This is a genomic window from Parabacteroides sp. HGS0025, assembly GCF_000969845.1.
Taxonomy (GTDB): domain Bacteria; phylum Bacteroidota; class Bacteroidia; order Bacteroidales; family Tannerellaceae; genus Parabacteroides; species Parabacteroides gordonii.
Genome location: NZ_KQ033905.1, coordinates 75,735 through 94,990, shown reverse-complemented (window position 1 = coordinate 94,990; position 19,256 = coordinate 75,735). Strand labels below are relative to the sequence as shown.

Annotated in this window: 15 protein-coding genes; 9 read left to right on the top strand and 6 right to left on the bottom strand. The window is 44.8% G+C overall.

Going from position 1 to position 19,256, the window contains the following annotated elements; all coding sequences use genetic code 11:
- Positions 1–13: 13 nt before the first annotated feature.
- The 3 genes from HMPREF1212_RS24475 to HMPREF1212_RS24465 all read right to left on the bottom strand — a co-directional run bounded on the left by HMPREF1212_RS24475 (position 14) and on the right by HMPREF1212_RS24465 (position 2,665).
- Complete coding sequence (locus HMPREF1212_RS24475) at positions 14–1,195, bottom strand: sensor histidine kinase (protein ID WP_046151502.1); 1,182 nt, start codon at positions 1,193–1,195, stop codon at positions 14–16.
- 163 nt (positions 1,196–1,358) lie between these two features.
- Positions 1,359–1,706, bottom strand: coding sequence for a 50S ribosomal protein L19 (gene rplS, locus HMPREF1212_RS24470; protein WP_028730688.1), 348 nt, complete (start codon positions 1,704–1,706; stop codon positions 1,359–1,361).
- A gap of 326 nt (positions 1,707–2,032) precedes the next feature.
- Positions 2,033–2,665, bottom strand: a complete 633-nt coding sequence (locus tag HMPREF1212_RS24465; protein WP_232430217.1) for a DUF1016 N-terminal domain-containing protein — start codon at positions 2,663–2,665, stop codon at positions 2,033–2,035.
- Positions 2,666–2,802: 137 nt separating this feature from the next.
- Here HMPREF1212_RS24465 and HMPREF1212_RS24460 point away from each other — a divergent pair, with 137 nt between their 5' ends.
- Together HMPREF1212_RS24460 and HMPREF1212_RS24455 are read left to right on the top strand one after the other, a co-directional pair.
- Positions 2,803–5,802 (top strand): glycoside hydrolase family 3 N-terminal domain-containing protein, encoded by a 3,000-nt coding sequence (locus HMPREF1212_RS24460; protein WP_046151501.1) that lies wholly within the window; start codon positions 2,803–2,805, stop codon positions 5,800–5,802.
- Between the two features lie 52 nt (positions 5,803–5,854).
- Complete coding sequence (locus HMPREF1212_RS24455; protein WP_028730685.1) at positions 5,855–6,883, top strand: pyridoxal phosphate-dependent aminotransferase; 1,029 nt, start codon at positions 5,855–5,857, stop codon at positions 6,881–6,883.
- 81 nt (positions 6,884–6,964) lie between these two features.
- Here HMPREF1212_RS24455 and HMPREF1212_RS24450 read toward each other — a convergent pair whose 3' ends face one another.
- Positions 6,965–10,228 (bottom strand): cadherin-like beta sandwich domain-containing protein, encoded by a 3,264-nt coding sequence (locus HMPREF1212_RS24450; protein WP_046151500.1) that lies wholly within the window; start codon positions 10,226–10,228, stop codon positions 6,965–6,967.
- A 647-nt stretch (positions 10,229–10,875) separates the two neighbouring features.
- Between HMPREF1212_RS24450 and HMPREF1212_RS24445 the strand changes: the two genes are divergently transcribed.
- A complete protein-coding gene (locus HMPREF1212_RS24445; protein ID WP_046151499.1) occupies positions 10,876–11,727 on the top strand; it encodes an Rpn family recombination-promoting nuclease/putative transposase in 852 nt (283 codons plus the stop codon).
- 130 nt (positions 11,728–11,857) lie between these two features.
- Here the strand turns inward: HMPREF1212_RS24445 and HMPREF1212_RS24440 are convergent, their stop codons facing one another.
- A complete protein-coding gene (locus HMPREF1212_RS24440) occupies positions 11,858–12,808 on the bottom strand; it encodes an Rpn family recombination-promoting nuclease/putative transposase (protein WP_046151498.1) in 951 nt (316 codons plus the stop codon).
- Between the two features lie 473 nt (positions 12,809–13,281).
- Entirely contained in the window at positions 13,282–14,568 is a 1,287-nt protein-coding gene (gene eno, locus HMPREF1212_RS24435) for a phosphopyruvate hydratase (protein WP_046151497.1), read from the bottom strand.
- Positions 14,569–14,803: 235 nt separating this feature from the next.
- On the opposite strand from eno, the gene HMPREF1212_RS24430 reads away from it, so the two are divergent.
- From HMPREF1212_RS24430 to HMPREF1212_RS24405, 6 genes are all read left to right on the top strand, one after another.
- Positions 14,804–15,202, top strand: a complete 399-nt coding sequence (locus HMPREF1212_RS24430) for a hypothetical protein (protein WP_046151496.1) — start codon at positions 14,804–14,806, stop codon at positions 15,200–15,202.
- 126 nt (positions 15,203–15,328) lie between these two features.
- Positions 15,329–16,138 (top strand): MotA/TolQ/ExbB proton channel family protein, encoded by an 810-nt coding sequence (locus HMPREF1212_RS24425; RefSeq protein ID WP_044193834.1) that lies wholly within the window; start codon positions 15,329–15,331, stop codon positions 16,136–16,138.
- A gap of 5 nt (positions 16,139–16,143) precedes the next feature.
- A complete protein-coding gene (locus HMPREF1212_RS24420; protein ID WP_046151495.1) occupies positions 16,144–16,752 on the top strand; it encodes an ExbD/TolR family protein in 609 nt (202 codons plus the stop codon).
- Positions 16,753–16,764: 12 nt separating this feature from the next.
- Positions 16,765–17,433: an ExbD/TolR family protein gene (locus tag HMPREF1212_RS24415; protein ID WP_046151494.1), complete on the top strand. Its 669-nt coding sequence runs from the start codon at positions 16,765–16,767 to the stop codon at positions 17,431–17,433.
- Positions 17,434–17,438: 5 nt separating this feature from the next.
- Positions 17,439–18,263: an energy transducer TonB gene (locus HMPREF1212_RS24410; protein WP_046151542.1), complete on the top strand. Its 825-nt coding sequence runs from the start codon at positions 17,439–17,441 to the stop codon at positions 18,261–18,263.
- Between the two features lie 46 nt (positions 18,264–18,309).
- Positions 18,310–19,242 (top strand): PstS family phosphate ABC transporter substrate-binding protein, encoded by a 933-nt coding sequence (locus HMPREF1212_RS24405; RefSeq protein ID WP_046151493.1) that lies wholly within the window; start codon positions 18,310–18,312, stop codon positions 19,240–19,242.
- The last annotated feature ends 14 nt before the right edge of the window (positions 19,243–19,256 follow it).

The following is a 19,256-nucleotide window of genomic DNA, read 5'->3' as shown; positions in this document are numbered from 1 at the left end:
GATAATTCATAATTCATGCTTTGACCGGCGTATCCAGCAAAGGGAGAGAGACTTTGAAGTATTCTTTCCGGTTGGAGATCGTAATATCTTTCCCGGTCAGCAGCCGGTAACGTCCCCAAAGATTTTTAAGTCCGATGCCGCTGCTATGTCCCTCCTCCACCTTCGGTTGTACTTTATTGGACACCACCAAAGCATGCTCTTCTGTAGTATAAATGTCGATTTGCAACGGATACTGCTTGCTGATCACGTTATGTTTGACTGCATTCTCGATCAGGGGTAGCACGCTAAGGATGGGAAGATAGCAAAGCAGAAGAGCGGGAGCCGCTTGTACTGAGAAGAATAGCTTGCCTTCGTAACGCACGCTCAGCAGATAAGTGTAGGCTTTTACGAACTGTAATTCTTCTGCCAGGGTGACCATTTCTTTCTTATTGCTCTGCAGGATATAGCGGAACACGTTCGACAGTTCGTCGAGATAAGTCAGCGTTTGTTCCTTCTCGCCGTTTCGTATCAGCGAATTCAATCCATTCAGGGAGTTAAAGAAAAAGTGGGGGTTGATCTGTCCCATTAAGGCGTTATAAGAAGTTTGGAGTTTCTCGGTCTTGAGTTTCTCATATTCCAACATCATCTGTTGTTTTCCATTCAGCAGGCGTATCAGAAGGACACTCAACAAGACAGTCAGCAGGATAAGCAGGTGCTCTGTCAGGAATGGCCTCGGATGATCTATTCCCCGGCTGAGTGTTACAGCCATACGATGATCGGGCGGCCCGGGTTTTACTGCCATATCGGGAGCCCGCTCCATAACCGTAAAGCTATCCGCCCGAAACATTTCATCCATCTGCAGGAGATCCGTCATGATGAAACGCTGTACGCCGGGGTATAAAAGAAACAGTGCCACCCCGCAGACGATCGTCAGTACAGCCGCCAACAGCATCGTTTTATATTCTTTATTATGGAACAGGCGGTCGCCCAGCTTATATATCTGCGAGTTCAGCATAAACAACAGAAAGGCATACATGAAGAACCAGAACAGGGAATAGTAAAGGAACTCGTCCCCGAACGAATGCCTGCCACGAAAAGGCAAATCCAGCGACTGCATCTTATAAGTAAGCATCAGCATGGAAAAGTTAACAAACAGGCTTAACAGCACTGACACGATAAAACCAATCACCAGATTGTTTTTTACGGAATGTTGCATAAGAATAGTATTTATAATGGTCAAAGATAAACCTATTCAGCAGTCAAAGGGAAATCAAACCGACGAAACGGACAAAAACATCGGCGAAACGCCCGCATAAGGGCATAAAAAAAGGTTACCCGCAATGAGTAACCTTTTTTTATGGCAATTAAACCCCGAAGGATTAGAATCTTCTTTCTTTGATTCTTGCTTTCTTACCAGTAAGAGCACGCAGGTAATACAATTTAGCGCGACGTACTTTACCAAGTTTGTTTACAGTGATGCTTTCGATGAACGGAGATTCCATCGGGAAAATTCTCTCTACACCTACGTTTTCAGACATCTTACGAACTGTGAAACGTTTTTTGTCACCATGTCCTGAGATACGGATAACTACACCTCTGTACTGCTGGATACGTTCCTTGTTACCTTCTTTGATACGGTAAGCTACTGTAATAGTGTCACCACTCTTGAATGAAGGATATTCCTTCTTCGTAGCAAACGCTTCTTCTGCAATCTTAATTAAATCCATTGTTTTATAGCTTTTTAATTGTAATTTTAAACGAAACGCAATATAACGGGCTACTTCTCCCGACAGAGATTGCGCAAAGCGGATGCAAAGTAACGAAAGATTTATTTGATACGCAAATAGTTTAAGTAATAATTCACTCGCTATGACCTATTTCTCTTTATCCGAACGATTGTCTAACCTTACTTTTGCACGCTCTATTGAAAGTCTAAGCTTTTCTTCAAGGATTCTCTTATCCGGTAGCTTAGTTAAATAATCTGCCACTCTAATATTGCATTTATCCAGTTGCATCAGCTCAACATGCTCCTCACTTTTCCCTGCACAAAGGATCAAGCCGATGCGATAATAGCCGATTCCAAATCATTCTCCGAATAAGTATCCTTCAATCCCAAGAAATCGAGAAAATAAGGATCTTTGAATACAAGATCGGGAGATAGTTTTTCCTCTTCTTTTAATGCTTGAAGCTCGCTGCTGATTGTTTCTTCCGGTTTCTGACTGATAACAGTACGTTCATATAACATGGAATCAATGCGTTCACGAAGAATACGAACACTCCAACGATCCATTTTACACATTTCTATATAGAAATCTCGTTTTAAGCCATCTTCAATAGGTAAAACCTCTTTAATATGCGACCACGTCAATTGTCTCCACAGTGTAGAGACAATTGGTTTCTCCGGAAATACCTGAAAAAATCGCATACAATGCCGTAATTGTTTTTCACTCCATCCTTTTCCATATATTAATGTAAGCTGCTGTGACAAAGATGCAACGACCTGCTTGCCATATTCAGCACGCTCATTCTTCAGTATATCCTCACTAATTAGTTTGCCTACAGACCAATAAAGCATACTTATTTCTGAATTTACAACGGAAGCGACTCGGAGACGACTTTGTTCGATTAACTGTCTGACATTTGTCAAAAGAGCAGGACTCTCAAATAAACGTTCTTTATTTCCCATTTGGATTCTTTATTTCATAGTTAATAATATTATTCCTTTGATCAATCAGATACAAAGATAGATAAAACATTTACTTCACTCAGGTAAAACTTCAACTAATTTTCCTATTTTTGAGGGATAATAATGATAACGTGAAGATGAGGAAGATACTTACAATACTGTTTTGCGCAGTGTGTTTATTAACTGCCAAAGCACAGACTATTCCTAATATGTACCGTAACGTCGATCAGGCAAAAATGAATCACTGGGTAGATTCGGTGTTTGACGCGATGAGTTACGATGAACGGATCGGGCAACTTTTTATGGTCATAGCCGAACCTAAATCAGACAACCGCAACATGCAACGGCTCCTGCGGTACGTAAATGAAATCAAGATTGGCGGAATCCTTTTCCATAAAGGAAATCCGGTGACGCAGGCTGAAGTGACCAACCGGCTTCAAAAAGCCTCTCGCGTACCTATGTTTGTTTCGTTGGATGGAGAATGGGGATTGTCGATGCGTTTAAGCGGTACGACCCGTTTTCCCAAGAACATGATGCTGGGAGCGATCGAAGACAATAAACTGATCACCGAATATGGAAAAGAAGTAGCCCGCCAGTGTAAAGAACTGGGGATTCAGATCAACTTCGCCCCCGACATAGATGTGAACAGCAACACCGACAACCCGGTAATCGGCCTGCGCTCCTTCGGAGAGAATCCGGTAGCGGTAGCGGACAAAGGCCTCGCTTATGCACGCGGTTTGGAAGGGGAAGGTATTATCTCTGTTTCCAAACATTTCCCCGGACATGGAGATACCTCGGAAGACTCACACAACACACTACCTTCCGTACATCATGACCGGGCACGTCTGGACAGTGTCGAGCTCTATCCTTTCAGACGATACATATATGATGGATATGCAGGTGTTATGACCGGGCATCTTTATGTTCCGGCTCTCGACAAAACACGCAATCTGCCCTCTTCCCTCTCCCGCCCGATAGTTACCGGATTGCTGAAAGAGGAATTAGGATTCAGGGGGCTCTGCTTTACTGACGCATTGGCCATGAAAGGCGCGACGACCAGTAAGCTGGACAATCCTTCGGTAAAGGCTTTACTGGCAGGCAACGATATCCTGCTGGCTCCGGCCGCCCCGATCAATGACTTCACTGCCGTGAAGGAAGCGATAGACGAAGGTATCCTCAATATAGAAGACATCGAAGCCAAATGCATCAAGATACTTCAGTATAAATACATTACCGGTCTTAACAAATATAGTCCGATAGAGGTCAAAGGCTTAAGCAAGCGACTGAACTCGCCGCACGCCGCCTGGCTGGCCGCCAAACTGAATGCGGAAGCAATCACGCTGCTTAAGAATGAAGCCGACATGATTCCGCTCCGGCAACTGGATAAAAAGAAAATTGCCGCCTTGTCGATTGGTTCACCCGTAGGAAACGATTTCCAGGAGATGCTGGGCCGTTACGACTCCGTGGCCTGCTTCAGTATCAGCCGTAGCTCGACAGCGGCACAAGTTCAGCAGGTTTACAGGCAACTGGAAAAATACGATGTTATCATTTGCAGCATACATACCGTGCGGATACCGGAAAGCCAGTTGCTCCGCACACTGGCCAGCAAGAAAGAACTGGTTTACGCCTTCTTCACCCTGCCCTATTTCTGTAAAGACTACAAAAACTCCATACAGAAAGCCAAAGCAGTCGTCATGGGATATGAAGCGACTCCCCTGGCTCAGGAATATGCCGCCCAACTGATATTCGGAGGTATCCCCGCCAAAGGAAAACTGCCTGTTACCATCCCCGGACTTTACTATGCAGGAACCGGCATTTTTACGGAAAAGACCCGGCTGGGTTACCATGAACCCGAAGAAGCCGGTGCCAACCCGATACGCCTCGATGTGATCGACTCCATTGTAGAAGAGGGACTGGAAAAGAAAGCCTATCCCGGTTGTCAGGTGCTTGTGGCGAAAGACGGCATGGTGATCTATGACAAATCGTTCGGCTATTTCGATTACAGCGAGCGCCAGCCTGTACGGGAAAATTCGGTCTACGATCTGGCTTCCGCTTCCAAAGCAGCCGGCACTTTACTGGCAGTCATGAAGGCGTATGATGAAAAGAAATTCACGCTCAACAATAAGATATCGGAATATATCCAGGAGCTGAAAGACTCCAATAAAAAGGATCTGAATATAAAGGAAATGCTCTACCACCAGTCGGGCGTAGTCTCCACCATCAACTTTTACCTGAATGCCATCGACAAAGACAGCTATAAAGGTAGTCTCTACAGCCGCGAAAAGAATGCCACCCACCCGGTGCGCTTCGATGCTAAGACCTTTGTCCGCAACAATTTCAAATACCTGCCCGACCTGGTTTCCGATAAAAAGAAACCAGGTTTCACGACCGAAGTGGCACGTGACTTCTATCTCCACGACTCTTTCAAAGACAGTATCATGCAGGAGATAAAAGACTCCCGTCTCGGTACACGCGGCAAATATGTGTACAGCTGCGTCAACTTTATCATGCTGAAGATGATGGTGGAAAACCAGATGAAGCAACCGATGGATCAACTGCTCCACAACGATTTCTACAGCCGCCTGGGCGCCCGTCACACCACCTATAACCCATTGAAAGTGATGGATACGTTGCAGATCGTCCCCACAGAAGACGACCAGTTCGTGCGTCGCCAGCTGATCCGGGGATATGTGCACGACGAAGCTGCCGCTTTCCAGGGTGGCGTATCCGGTAATGCCGGACTGTTCTCCAACGCCAACGACCTGGCAAAGGTTTTGCAACTGTTCCTTAACCAGGGGAAGTACGGCAACGAGCAATACCTGTCGCCCGAAACCTGCCGTCTCTTTACGCAAAGTAAAAGTCCGACAAGCCGCCGCGGGCTGGGGTTCGACAAACCGGCCGTAGGTTCGCATAAAGGTTCGCCCTGTAGCAGCCTGACACCGCCATCCGTCTACGGACATACCGGATTTACAGGGACTTGCTTCTGGGTGGATCCCACCAACCAGCTACTTTATATATTCCTCTGTAACAGGGTGAACCCGTCGCGCGCCAACAGCAAGCTGAGTGCATTGGATATACGAACACGCATACAGGACGCAATCTATAAGTCAATTGATAGAAAAAGCCAAAAAGATTAGTATTTTTGCAGTACCTTATATAACAACATTAATTACTAAAAACAAATAAAGTATGCTATTCGGACACGGTGACGACTTTTACAACTCACAGAACGAAGTAAAGATAAACTTCAGCTCCAATGTATGGCACGGCGCCAACCTTGAAAAGCTCCAGGTACATCTCAACGAGCAATTCAATAAACTGACACGTTATCCGGAACCGGATGCCGCTTCACTCAAACGGTTACTCGCCCGTCGATACGAAATAAAAGAAGAGAACGTAGTAGTAACCAACGGTTCCATTACCGCTTTCTATCTGATCGCCCAGGCATGGAGAGGGGCCAAATCAATGATCGCTGTTCCGTCCTTCTCCGAATATGAAGACGCCTGCCGCTTGCATGAACATGAGATCAGCTTCTTCTCCACTTCCGACGATCTCTCGGAGCTTTCTTTGGAAGGACAGGATTTCTGCTGGATATGCAACCCGAACAACCCGGATGGCAAACTGCTTCACCGCACAGAGATACTCGGATTGCTCACAGCCAACCGCAATACGAAATTCATCATCGACCAGGCGTATGTTGCCTTTACTACCGAAGATATGCTGAAACCTTCGGACGTAAAGAACCATCCGAACCTGATCCTTATCCAGTCTATTTCCAAAGCGTACAACATTCCGGGACTGCGTATCGGTTATCTTGTCGCTTCTCCGGAAATTGTAAACGAGGTAAACAAATATATCATTCCCTGGTCTATCAATGCGATAGCACTGGAAGCGAGCAAATATATCCTGATCCATCCGGCACAGTTCACTTTGCCCATCCGCAAATGGCAACGCGAAACAGCCGAACTGATCTACCAGTTGAACAAATTCGATAATCTGGAAGTGATCCCTTCTTCCACAACATTCTTCCTTGTTCGTCTGAAAAAAGGGACAGCTGCCGAACTGAAAAAATACTTGTGGGACAACTACGGCATCCTGGTTCGCGACGCGTCCAACTTCCGTGGACTGGATGAAACATACATCCGCCTGTCTACCCAGACGACAGCCGAAAACCAGATACTGATCGATGCCATTCGCGAATGGTTCAATCAGCAGTAAAATAACACCGACACAACGAGCATAAAAAGGGGGACGATAATATCATCGTCCCCCTTTTGCATACACTCCTATCAATACCGCTTAGCGAATAATCACCTTTTGTGATACTTCACCGATACGTACGATATAGAAACCGGCACGCAACTGCATATTGTAGTCGCCCGATACGCCACGAAGCTGTTGCAGCAAAGCTCCGGTACCACTAACTACATATACGTCGGAAGTTTCCGGTACATGTATATATAAGGTAGAACCTACAGTCCATGCACGGGCAGCATCTTCAACAGTATCTTCAATGCCGGTAGCCGTATTCTTAACGATACCTGATACCACGATCTTAATATCTGTCTGAATATTCTTGATTGTATAACTGCCGTCGGCATCTGCTGTGATGGCTTTGCCGTCTACGGTTACAACCGGTTTCGACTGGTCATAATCTTTATCCAACGTGATTTTGAAAGAGAAGCTATCGCCTGCATCAACGGTTGTCTTTTCGCCTTTGCTGAAAGTAGCACCTGTTACCTTATCAAGTGATACGGTGTAAGTAGGTGTCGACGGATTTGACGGCTCATCCGGAGTACTTGTGTAAAACTGAACAGAGGCAGCCTGGGTGTAAAGAGTGGTGGTCTTTGCAGGTTCTCCTTTATTTGTACTCTTCACCTCGCAACGATATTGTGTCGTTCCGTTCGCTGTTTTGGTGATCTTCAAAGCTTTGTCTGTACTACTACTTACATTTCCCCAACCACTAGCGGAATATGCTTGCCATTGGTAAGAAAGATTACCATTTGATTCGGCACTAACAGACAGAGTCACTTCGTTTCCGGTTGTCGACTTACTTGTTGGCTGGGAAGTGATAGACAGATCGGCAGCTCCTGTTACAGTAACGATTGTAGCTGTCATATCGGTAAAGACACCGTTGTTCTCTACAGCACCTACAGCACCATTGTTTGCGAGAGCAGCACGTGTTCCGATAGCCATTGACTGAGTGGCAACGGCAGGTGTAGCTTCTCCATTCTGCAATGTCAGCGTTCCGGCATTGGTGATCTTTTCGATCGTGTTGCCTGATTGCAAAGTGATCTTTGTTTCTTTACCGGAAATCAAAGTAACATCTTTGATCGTTGCCGCCTTCAATACAATCTCACCGATTGACTCATTCAATGTCAATGCAGAGCTAACGGTTGCGTTGTCAATGGTCAGTTGTTTGGCACTTGTTCCGGCAGCAACTATTACAGTTTCTATTGTTGTAGGAGTCGTTCCACCGTCACCGATCTTGTCGACCGGGTTTTGTTCGGTAATCTCTACATCTGTTACTTCACCTGTTACTACCTTCAGGTTAGTTACAGTTGTTTTTCCGGTTTTTTCTACTCCACCGGCAATTACGTCTAAAGCTGATTGAATAGTCCAGGTAAAGACATTCGTTGCACCTCCGGCAGCATTGAAAGCACCTTCTGTGTGACTCTCATTATCATTATCCGCAGCATCATACGACCATTCCAGTTTCAGATCGGTATTACCACCGTTTGTCTTAATAGTAACACCTTCCATCTTAGCCAGCAGAAGTTTGACTGCTTCTATATCAGCTGCTACTTCCGGCAGTTTGTATGTGGCAGGAACTGTTACTTCTGTTATCTTTTCATCCTCAACAGTAAACGTGATACTAAAGTTCTTTTTAGTCACACCATCTTCGGCAGTGATGGTAAACTTAAACACTGTTGTTGCTCCTGTGATTGGAACTTCAAATGTTGTTGGAGTTACTGCTTCTTCAGCAGGTAGATCATTTACAGATGGAGCCTGTTCATCAGTCAGAGCCACTGTTGCCCCCTTATCGGTCGGGGTAACAGATACTTTTACTGACGTTGTGTTGAAAGGAACGGTAACGTCGTTGGTTGCGGTTTCTGCTTCTTTAGGAGCGTTAATATCTACTACCTCACCATCTTCAATCTGATAAGACAGTTTGGAGATAGAAGCATCCGTGCTTGCAGGTTTTGCTCCAACGGTGAAGTTGATCGTGACAGTGCGGTTTTGTATTCCATCTTCTGCAGTGATGATCAGTTCTAATGATCCTGTTCCTCCATCAAGAGTAACGGTAAATGCTTTAGCTGGTTCTCCTTGACCAACTTTAGCTGTTGCATAGTCGGTACTTGCTACATTAACGGTGATCTCTGCGTTCAAAGCAGTCTTGTAGGAAAGCTCTATATTGTATTGATCTTCGTTCAAGTTCCCACCTACAGGAGTAGCTTCACCTTGAGGAACCGTATAAGTAAATTCAGATAAATCAGTACTTGTGTTAGCATCAACATTTGCAACTTCGACTGTTCCGGTTATCTCTACTGCCGGATCTGGATTAACTAATTCACCTAAAGCCAGTTCCCATCTGAAATTATTCGTTACACCACCAGCAGCGTTATAATCATGACCGTCATTGTCAGCTGCGTCATAAGACCAGGTGATGGGTAGAGAATTAACAGTTGTTCTTGTTGATGTAACAGTAGCATTCTCAACAAACTCAGCAGCTTCAAGAGCTGCAGCGCTAGTAGAATAACGGGCTGACAGCTGAGCAACATCGATTCTCTCAACTGTAGCTAGCTTATCTTTAGATTTGAATGTGATAGTATACTCCTGTGTTACTGTTGTGTTTTCTGCTGTTACAGTAATTTTTGCTTCTGTTTCAATGCCGCTATAAGTAATAGAGGTCTCTGATGCTGTCGCTAAACCGGTAGCCGTGACTGTCGGAGTTAAAGTGATAGAAGTTTCGTCAGCAACAAACTCGGTAAGTTCAACTGTGTAAGCAAATTTACCACCCTCAAGTGTAATTGCCGGGCCTTCGGCACCACTATAAGTTAGATCACTTAAAGTAACATCCGTGCTCTTTTCCACAGCAGCAGCGGTAATTTCCACAGCACCATCGATTGTTACGTTTGATCCTATAGTTATTTGTCCTGCCGAATAGGTGAAACCGTCTGCTTCTTCTACAACACCAGCCTCGACTTTATTAACAGTACCCCCATTAACGGTAATGCCAGTTATTTCAGTGGGTAACTTGTATGCTTGAGCACTCGAAGGAGCAACCCCAAGTATGATCGATGCTCCTGATGCACCCTTTGTTATTTCTTCTGGAGTAACCGTTAGCTTTGCATCAGTCACTGTCACATTAACGTTTTGTGCCAGCACCTTCCCCGAAGTCAGCAACGTAATCAACAACAAGCTTGCCAGAAACATAAAGTGAGAGAATAAGCCTTTCGCGGCCTTGGTTCGTGTACTTCCGGTGTGGTTCGCCTGTCCGGTTGTTGTCATCTTACTTCCCGACGATGACTGGTCGGTTGAGAGTAGATTTACCCTGTTCATATTAATACTGTGTTTGTTTATCCAGGACTTCCCCACACTGGATGATTAAAAAATAAAAGAGGCGCAGGAAGTTGTTGATATGTGTATCTCCAAATGAGGCTCTCGACTGCCCAACCAAGTGATACGAACAACAACGACCCACGCCCTTTTATCTTGTACATCCATACAAACATTTGCACACAGCAATGCCTATGAACAGATATAACAAGGAAAGGTACGTGAGCGTTTTAGTTGCTATTATCCACTTGGTTTGAAATTGTCGAGATTTCATTTGAAGGATAATATCTTTAAACGCTCTTGTAATCAATAAAACGTACTGACCGATAACTCTATACCGGGGTACGAGGGCAAAAGTAGGGAGTCTTATCGGATAAAACAAGTAAAAAGAAAAAAGTTTTTTGAGCGTTGCGGGTTCAGCGTTCATTCAAATTCAATACCCGGCTGATATTCTGACAGATACAAGATGAACCCAGGAGTATTTTCGGTGTCATCGGCCCTTCATAGGGGCTTCATTTCGCCTTCATAATGTTCAGTTATTGACAACTTTGAATCAAAAATACGCTTTTCGATAACCGGAATAATAAAATAATACTTACATTTGTCGCGTTACCCGCTATTGGGTAATAGACCATTTAAACCATTAACATATGGAAAGATACGTGAATGTCATGCTCGATGCCGGCTTCAAGGCTGTCTTCGGGGTAAAGCAAGTAGCCATTGATTTTATCAATGCCGCCCTTCAGGGTGAACGCCAGGTGAAAGGCCTGACCTATCTCGATAAAGAAATCCAACCGGAAGTAGTAGAACAACGCACGGTGATCTTCGATCTCCTTTGCGAAGATGTGGACGGGACGAAATTTGTCTTGGAAATGCAGAATTGCCCGCAACGTTATTTCTTTAACCGCGGATTATATTACCTTTGCCGAATGATTTCCCGTCAGGGAAAGAGCGGACGGGACTGGCAATACAGCCTTCTTCCCATCTACGGTATCTACCTGTTGAACTTCAGCCTGCCTGAATTTCGTGGTTGGCGTACGGACGTAGTCCTGGCCGACGAGGCAACGGGTAAAACTTTTGGTGAGGTCAAACTGAAACAGATCTATCTGTCGTTCGACCTGTTCAATCTGACAAAAGAGGAATGCACGACACCTCTCGAAAACACGGTTTATATCTTGAAGAATATGAATTTATTTGATATGTCTCCGTTCAAGGAGAAAGAGGATGCTTTCAGACGTTTGCTCGACGTGGCAAACCTCAATGCGATGACCGACCACGAGCGTGCCATCTATGAGGAGAACCTGAAGATTTACCGTGACTGGCATGCTACGATGGAATATGCGGTTGAAGAAGCTGAGGAGAAAGGTTTGAAAAAAGGAATGGAGAAAGGTAAGACTGAAGAGCAAAGACTGATTGCTACTAAATTAAAAAAGCAGGGAGTCAATATCGAAACGATTGCCCAATGTACCTGTCTGTCGGTGAAAGAGATTGACGAATTGTAATTAATGATTGCATAATATATTGAATCAGCCGGGTTGTATTAATACATAATACCCCGGCTGATTTTGTTTCACTTCCTGCCAGATTTAAATGTTTCAGTTCTTCCTATAAATGAATGTTTTCGGTGTAAGATTATAACGACTCTATCTCCTCTACCGACAAACCTGTACATTTTGCAATGCCGGTAGTCTCTATACCCATACGTTTCATATTTACTGCCGTCTGACGTAAGGCTTCTGCCTTTCCTTTAGCCTCTCCTTCTGTAAGACCTTCCGCTTTTCCTTCTGCAAGGCCTTCGATCCGACCTTCCCATTTGGCGGTGTCGAGGACGTCGTTCTGGATCATGATTACATTCAGGTGCTCGTCATAAGCATGCCGCTCCTGCGAGGACATGGAGTAATACTTTAGTTTCTCGCGGGCTTCACGAAGCCCCGGTGTTGTCGTATCGGGGCGGATCGTGCCGTCTTTCAGGTATTTGATCCATTCGTCCAGAGGCGTTGTGGCTACTTTATCGAACTCGTTTACACGGATCAGAATGTATTCAGGGAAGATCTCTGCAGGCAGGCGGGTAATGACTGCATCGCGGTCGCGCATGTTGATACGCAGACGGTCGCCGGTATGCACGCCGGTGAAATGATTCTGTCCGTGGTAGAAATAATCCGTACCCACACCGAGATCGAAGTAAATAATACTGATGGAGTAGACTTTCTTTACCTTCTGATAACCTTCACCCAGCGAGATATGCTCGGTGATGGCTTTGGCCACGCCGTAGAGGATACGTTCGAGATAATGCACTTCGCGGGTGTTTTGGATTTCGACGATGATGATCTCGCCTTTGCTGTTCAATGCTTTGATGTCTACACGATTGAACTTGTCGTTGGCACTTTCCTGGTTGCTTTCGCTTTCGAGGATTTCAAGGATACGAACCTCTTCCCTGAGCACGACTGTCAGGAAACCGTTAAGCACATCGAAGTTGGCCTTCTGGCGCAACAAACGCTTGATGGCCCAATCGAAGCGGATATACCGGTCTTGCAACTCTTTTCTTTCATTCTCTGCCATGACTTTAGGATCTAAATTTTTCATAATTAAGTGTTTTATGTGTTACGTAATTCACAAAGATACATATATTAATGGATGAACTGGTAGAGTCGGCACATTTTTTCCAGGCAAGAAGTGTTTTATATTTGAGGAACCGGGCCGGCTATTCCTTAATAGAACATCCGGATGGGATGGGTCTCGCAAACTAAGTCCGTTACATAGGAAAGCTAACCTTTTCTCTCCCGACATCTAACCATTTTTCTCCTGACTAATATATTCGTACAATATACCTTGCATAATAGCAAGGCATGCCTTACATATTTGTAATTATAGCCTTACATATTTGTAAAGCATACCTTACTTATTTCAAATAGCAGAGCTAAATGATTAATAATCCTATGCTAAGACCTTAACATTCCTATGCAACCGCCTTAGCTTTCGGCATAGAGCCGGAAAGAACAAAGCCGTCCCCGAAGGAACGGCCTCTTATCATTCAAAATCAGACCTTATTAGTTTTCTTATTTCTTATAAGTCTTGTAACCATAAACAGCCAGATTACCCAACTCTTCTTCGATACGAAGCAACTGGTTGTACTTAGCCATACGATCCGAACGGCTTAATGAACCGGTCTTGATCTGTCCGGAGTTGGTTGCAACAGCGATATCGGCAATTGTAGCATCTTCCGTTTCACCCGAACGGTGTGAAGTAACAGAGGTGTATCCGTTGCGGTGAGCCATCTCGATAGCATCCAATGTTTCGGTCAATGTACCGATCTGGTTTACTTTGATCAGGATTGAGTTGGCACAACCTTCTTCAATACCTTTCTTCAGGAACTCAACGTTCGTTACGAACAAGTCGTCACCTACCAGCTGGACACGATCACCTAACGCCTTTGTCAGATGCTTCCAGCCTTCCCAGTCGTTTTCATCCATACCATCCTCGATAGAGTCGATCGGGTATTTGTTAACCAGATCCAACAAGTAAGCAACCTGTTCGGCAGCAGTACGTTTAGCACCGTTGGCACCTTCAAACTTCGAATAGTCATAAATGCCTTTCTTATCATAGAATTCGGAAGCAGCACAGTCCATAGCGATCGTTACGTCCTTGCCCGGTTCGTATCCGGCAGCTTTGATGGCAGCCATGATCGATCCCAAAGCATCTTCCGTACCGTTCAGAGCCGGAGCGAAACCGCCTTCGTCGCCAACAGCAGTGCTCAGACCTCGGTCGTGCAATACTTTCTTCAATGCGTGGAATACTTCAGCACCCATACGCAAGCCTTCGCGGAAACTCTTCGCACCTACCGGGCGGATCATGAATTCCTGGAATGCGATCGGAGCATCGGAGTGCGAACCTCCGTTGATAATATTCATCATCGGAACAGGCAATACATAAGCATTTGTTCCACCGATATAGCGGTAAAGCGGCTGGTCGAGATAGTTGGCAGCAGCTTTAGCTACAGCAAGAGATACTCCAAGCATGGCGTTTGCACCTAGTTTGGATTTCGTCTTTGTTCCGTCCAAGGCGATCAGTTTATGGTCGATCTCGCGCTGGTTCAATGAGCTCATACCGATAATGGCAGGAGCAATGATCTTGTTTACATTGTCAACGGCTTTCAGGACACCTTTGCCACCATAACGCTTTTTGTCACCATCACGAAGTTCGATTGCTTCGTTTTCGCCGGTTGAAGCACCGGAAGGAACGGCTGCACGTCCAAATGCGCCACATTCAAGAAGTACATCTACTTCTACTGTCGGGTTTCCACGGGAATCAAGGATCTCTCTACCTACTACTTTTTCAATTTTCATAACCTAAATATTTAGTATTCTATTATTTTTCACTCAGTACAAATATAACAACGAGTGCGCAAAGATTGTTGTCGAACCGCCATAGAGTTTTTCAATGAATAAATAGAGGACTTTCTTTTTCTATTCAATATTTTATCTAAATTTGGTGCCGGATTAGTAGACATTTTTCCTTAAATAGTTTCAACCTTTTATATTAACAAACTGTTTTAACATAAAAAGTATCATTTGTCGGGTTATGAAAAAAGTTCTATCCATATTAACACTGCTCATTTTGATCTTTGCAGGTCAGAAGGTTGCGTTTAATGCTGATAGCGAAAGCATAGTCCTGCAATGTAACCAGACCGACGATGAAAATGCTTCTTCCCTGAACAAGGAGCTTAAGAAGTTTGAATTAAGTAAAAATCCTCTCGAGTCTTTCGATATAACTGCCCGTACGAAACCGGCTTCCGACAATTACGAACGTCTTTTCAAGTTGTCGAACAGTAACAAGGGACTTTTCTTCCTAAAACTGAAAGAGCAAGCTACGCAATATAAAATATCAGAGACATTATCTACTATTCAAACCATAAACTACTCCTCGCTCCGTAAATGTGGAAACCAGTGGATCTACGTTCTGCGGAAACTCGTTATTTGATATTATAGATAAAATGATTGTAATCGTCAGGTTATACCTTTAGAGGTATAGCCCGGATGCACATTCTCTTATTTGTGCACTTAAACCATTATTTTCTGTTTTTATCTTCAATATAATATCAAAATTATGAAAACAAATAATTCAATTATATCAAAAACATCCAACGGCGTTTCGGCCGGTATTGTTATTATCGTTTGCTTTATCCTGGCCGTATGCTTCTTTCATTTTGTGCTGGGTAATCCATCCAACTTTATGGATAATAATCCTGACAACCATCCGCTTCCCGGCAATTATGCAGGTACGATTTATAAAGGCGGCTATATCGTTCCGGTCGTTATCACACTGTTACTGACCGTTATTACATTGAGTGTGGAACGTTTCATCGCAATCAGCCGTTCCAAAGGGAAAAAGGGGTTGATGGGATTTGTCCGGACAATCAAAAAAGATCTGGAAGAAGGTAACCTGGAAGCTGCTAAAACAGCTTGCAAAGAGCAACAAGGTTCAGTAGCCAACGTCGTCAACGCCGCCCTGACCCGCTATGCAGATGTCGAACAAAGACCGGATCAGACGAAGGAACAAAAGATGGTCATTATCCAGAAAGAGATCGAAGAAAGTACTGCGTTGGAGCTGCCCACGATGGAGCAGAACCTTCCGGTTATCGCAACAATCTCTACATTAGGTACTTTGTTCGGGTTGCTGGGTACCGTATTAGGTATGATCCGTTCGTTCGCCGCCTTGGCCAATGCAGGAGCACCCGACTCTGTTGCGCTGTCGACCGGTATATCGGAAGCGCTGGTTAATACGGCCTTAGGTATCGCAACCGGTGCCATGGCCATCATCTCATACAACTATTTCACCAGTAAAATAGATAATATCACCTACGCTATTGATGAGATCGGTTTCTCTATCGTACAGACATTCGCCGCTAAACACTGAAGCATATGCCTAAGATCATAGTAAAACGCAAAAGTACATTCATTGACATGACGGCAATGAGTGACGTGACAGTGTTGCTGCTTACTTTCTTTATGCTGACATCTACCTTTATTCAGAAAGAACCGGTCATGGTAACTACCCCGGCTTCTGTTTCCGAAATCAAGATACCGGAAACAAACATTCTTTCAATCCTGGTAGACCCGGACGGGAAAGTTTTTATGAGCCTGGATAAACAGGAAGACAAGGCGAATGTGCTGAAGATGCTGGGTAAAGATTATGGTATCGACTTTACCGACAAGGAAATATACAGCTTCAGCCTGCTCCCTTCTTTCGGTGTTCCTATCCAGAACATGCAGGAGTTTCTGAACCTGCCGGGTTCCGAACAAGACCGTTTAATACAGAACTACGGAATCCCGACCGACAGCACCAACAACCAGTTTAAAGCGTGGGTTCAACATGCCCGCGAAGTAAACCGCGATCTGGTGATTGCCATTAAAGCCGATCAGCAGACTCCTTATCCGAAGATCAAGAACATTATGAACACATTGCAGGACTTGAGGGAGAACAGGTATAACCTGATCACCACACTCAAAAACGTTCCTGACAATGCCTAAACAACTAACGTTATGGCAGAAGTAAATACAGATAAAGATAAAGGTAAAGGCGACGGCAAGAAAGGCAAGCAGAAAAAGGTGAATATCCGTGTGGACTTTACTCCGATGGTGGATATGAACATGTTGCTGATTACTTTCTTTATGCTCTGTACTTCGCTCAGCAAGCCGCAGACGATGGAGATCAGCATGCCGTCGAAAGACCATGTAACGGAAGCCGAACAGACGAAGGTAAAAGCATCCAAAGCGATCACCCTCATATTGGGTGAAGACAGCAAGGTGTATTACTATTTCGGCGAACCGGATTACGAGCATGTCGAATCATTGCAGACAACCGACTTCTCTCCCACCGGATTACGCAACATCCTATTGGAACGTAACTCCGATGCCGTGCAGAAGATCACGGAACTGAAAGTGAAAAAGCTGAATAAAGAGATTTCCGAAGATGAGTTTAAAAAGCAGGCCACGGAAATAAAAGGCGGCAAGGATGCGCCGGTCGTACTGATCAAGGCTACCGACGATGCTTCCTACAAAGACCTGGTGGATGCACTCGATGAAATGCAGATCTGCAACATAGGCAAGTATGCGATTGTCGACATCACCGACGGAGATAAGTTTCTGGTTGATAATCTAAAAAGCGGGGGTGAACTATCCAAGGAGATCGCCCAGGCGAATAAAAAATGACGATCATGATTAATATTAATAATATAAATCTGAACTCACCGGAATGGACTGATTTGATCTTTAAGGGAAAGAACAAAGAATACGGAGCTTATGAGTTACGTAAGAATTCTTCCCGCAGGCATATACGCGCCCTGATCATCGTTGCTGTCGGGGCTGCCCTGGTAATGATCATTCCGGCTCTAATCAAATCCGTCATTCCGCAGCATACCAAAGAACAGGTGCTGGAAGTGACTACGCTTTCCAACCTGCAAATGGAAACGAAGGTGCCGGAAGAAAATCAAATCCGTACGATCGAGGCTCCGCCGCCCCCTGTACTGAAAAGTACGATCAAGTTTACACCGCCTGTCATCAAAGCGGACAAGGATGTAAGGGACGAGGAGGAGATCAAGACACAGGAAGAACTGACTACGTCCAAGCTGTCTATTTCAGTGGCGGATGTCAAGGGTTCGGATAGTGCGGATGCTATCGACATTGCCGATCTGAAAGATAATAAGGAAGTGATCGAGGAGGAAACGACTCCTTACATTGCTGTCGAACAGATGCCGCAATTCCCCGGTGGAAATGAAGCTTTGTTGAAGTTTATCAGTACTCACCTGAAATACCCGGTAATTGCAGCAGAAAACGGGGTTCAGGGAACTGTAACGCTTCGCTTTGTGGTCAGTCCGACAGGTGAAGTCACTAAGGTAGAAGTATTGAGGCAACTGGATCCTTCTTGCGACAAAGAGGCTGTACGGGTAATTAAGTCTCTTCCGCAATGGGTTCCGGGAAAGCAGAATGGTAAACCTGTACCGGTCTACTTCACGGTTCCGGTACGCTTCAGATTACAATAATATGGAGGTAAAGTGTATAAATAGTAGGATTGTTTGGGGTATATCCATGATTGTGATATACCTCGGCATGTCCTTTCTGCTGGCTTCCTGCAACAGTAGGAAAAACAATTCACCGGACGATACGCCTACGAGCGGTGTAATTGCAATCGCTTCGGATGGTTGCTTTGCCCCGATCATAGAGGAAGAGATTGCTGTGTTTGAAAGTCTTTACAAGGAAGCGGGTATTGTTCCTTTCTTCTCTGGTGAGACTGAAACGATCAACCGCCTGCTGCATGACAGTACACGGTTGGCAATCGCTTCACGTCCGCTAACCCGCGAAGAGACAGAATACATGAACGCCAAAAAGTTATTCCCTAAGAGTATCAATATTGCAACTGACGCAATAGCTTTAATCGTTAACAAGCAAAATACGGACTCTCTGATCGGTATTCCTTCCATAAAAGAGATACTGACCGGAAAGGTGAAGGATTGGAAAGAGCTTTCCGGAAATAATAAATCAGGAAAGATAGAAGTTGTATTCGACAATCCGAATTCGGGGATTGTCCGTTATGCGATCGATTCAATCTGTGGCGGTGAACCGTTTGCCGGAAATCTTCATGCTATGGAAGGTAACCGGCAGGTTATGAATTATGTTGCCCAGTCACCCGGTGCCCTGGGCATTATCGGAGTGAACTGGATCAGTAATCCGCTTGACTCAACCTGTATGAGCTTTGCTGACAACATAAAAGTAATGGCGGTCAGCCGTTATAAAAATGCAACGGCAACGAATAGTTTCAAACCTTATCAGGCGTACATTGCCTTAAAGGAGTATCCGATGACAAGATCCGTTTACCTGATCTTATCAGAACCGCGCATGGGGCTGGCTTCCGGCTTTACTACCTTTATCACCAGCGACCGGGGACAACGGATCATTCTCAAATCCGGCATCCTCCCCGCTACACAGCCTGTCCGGTTAGTGAATGTAAGAGATCAATTATAAACCCTATAAACATC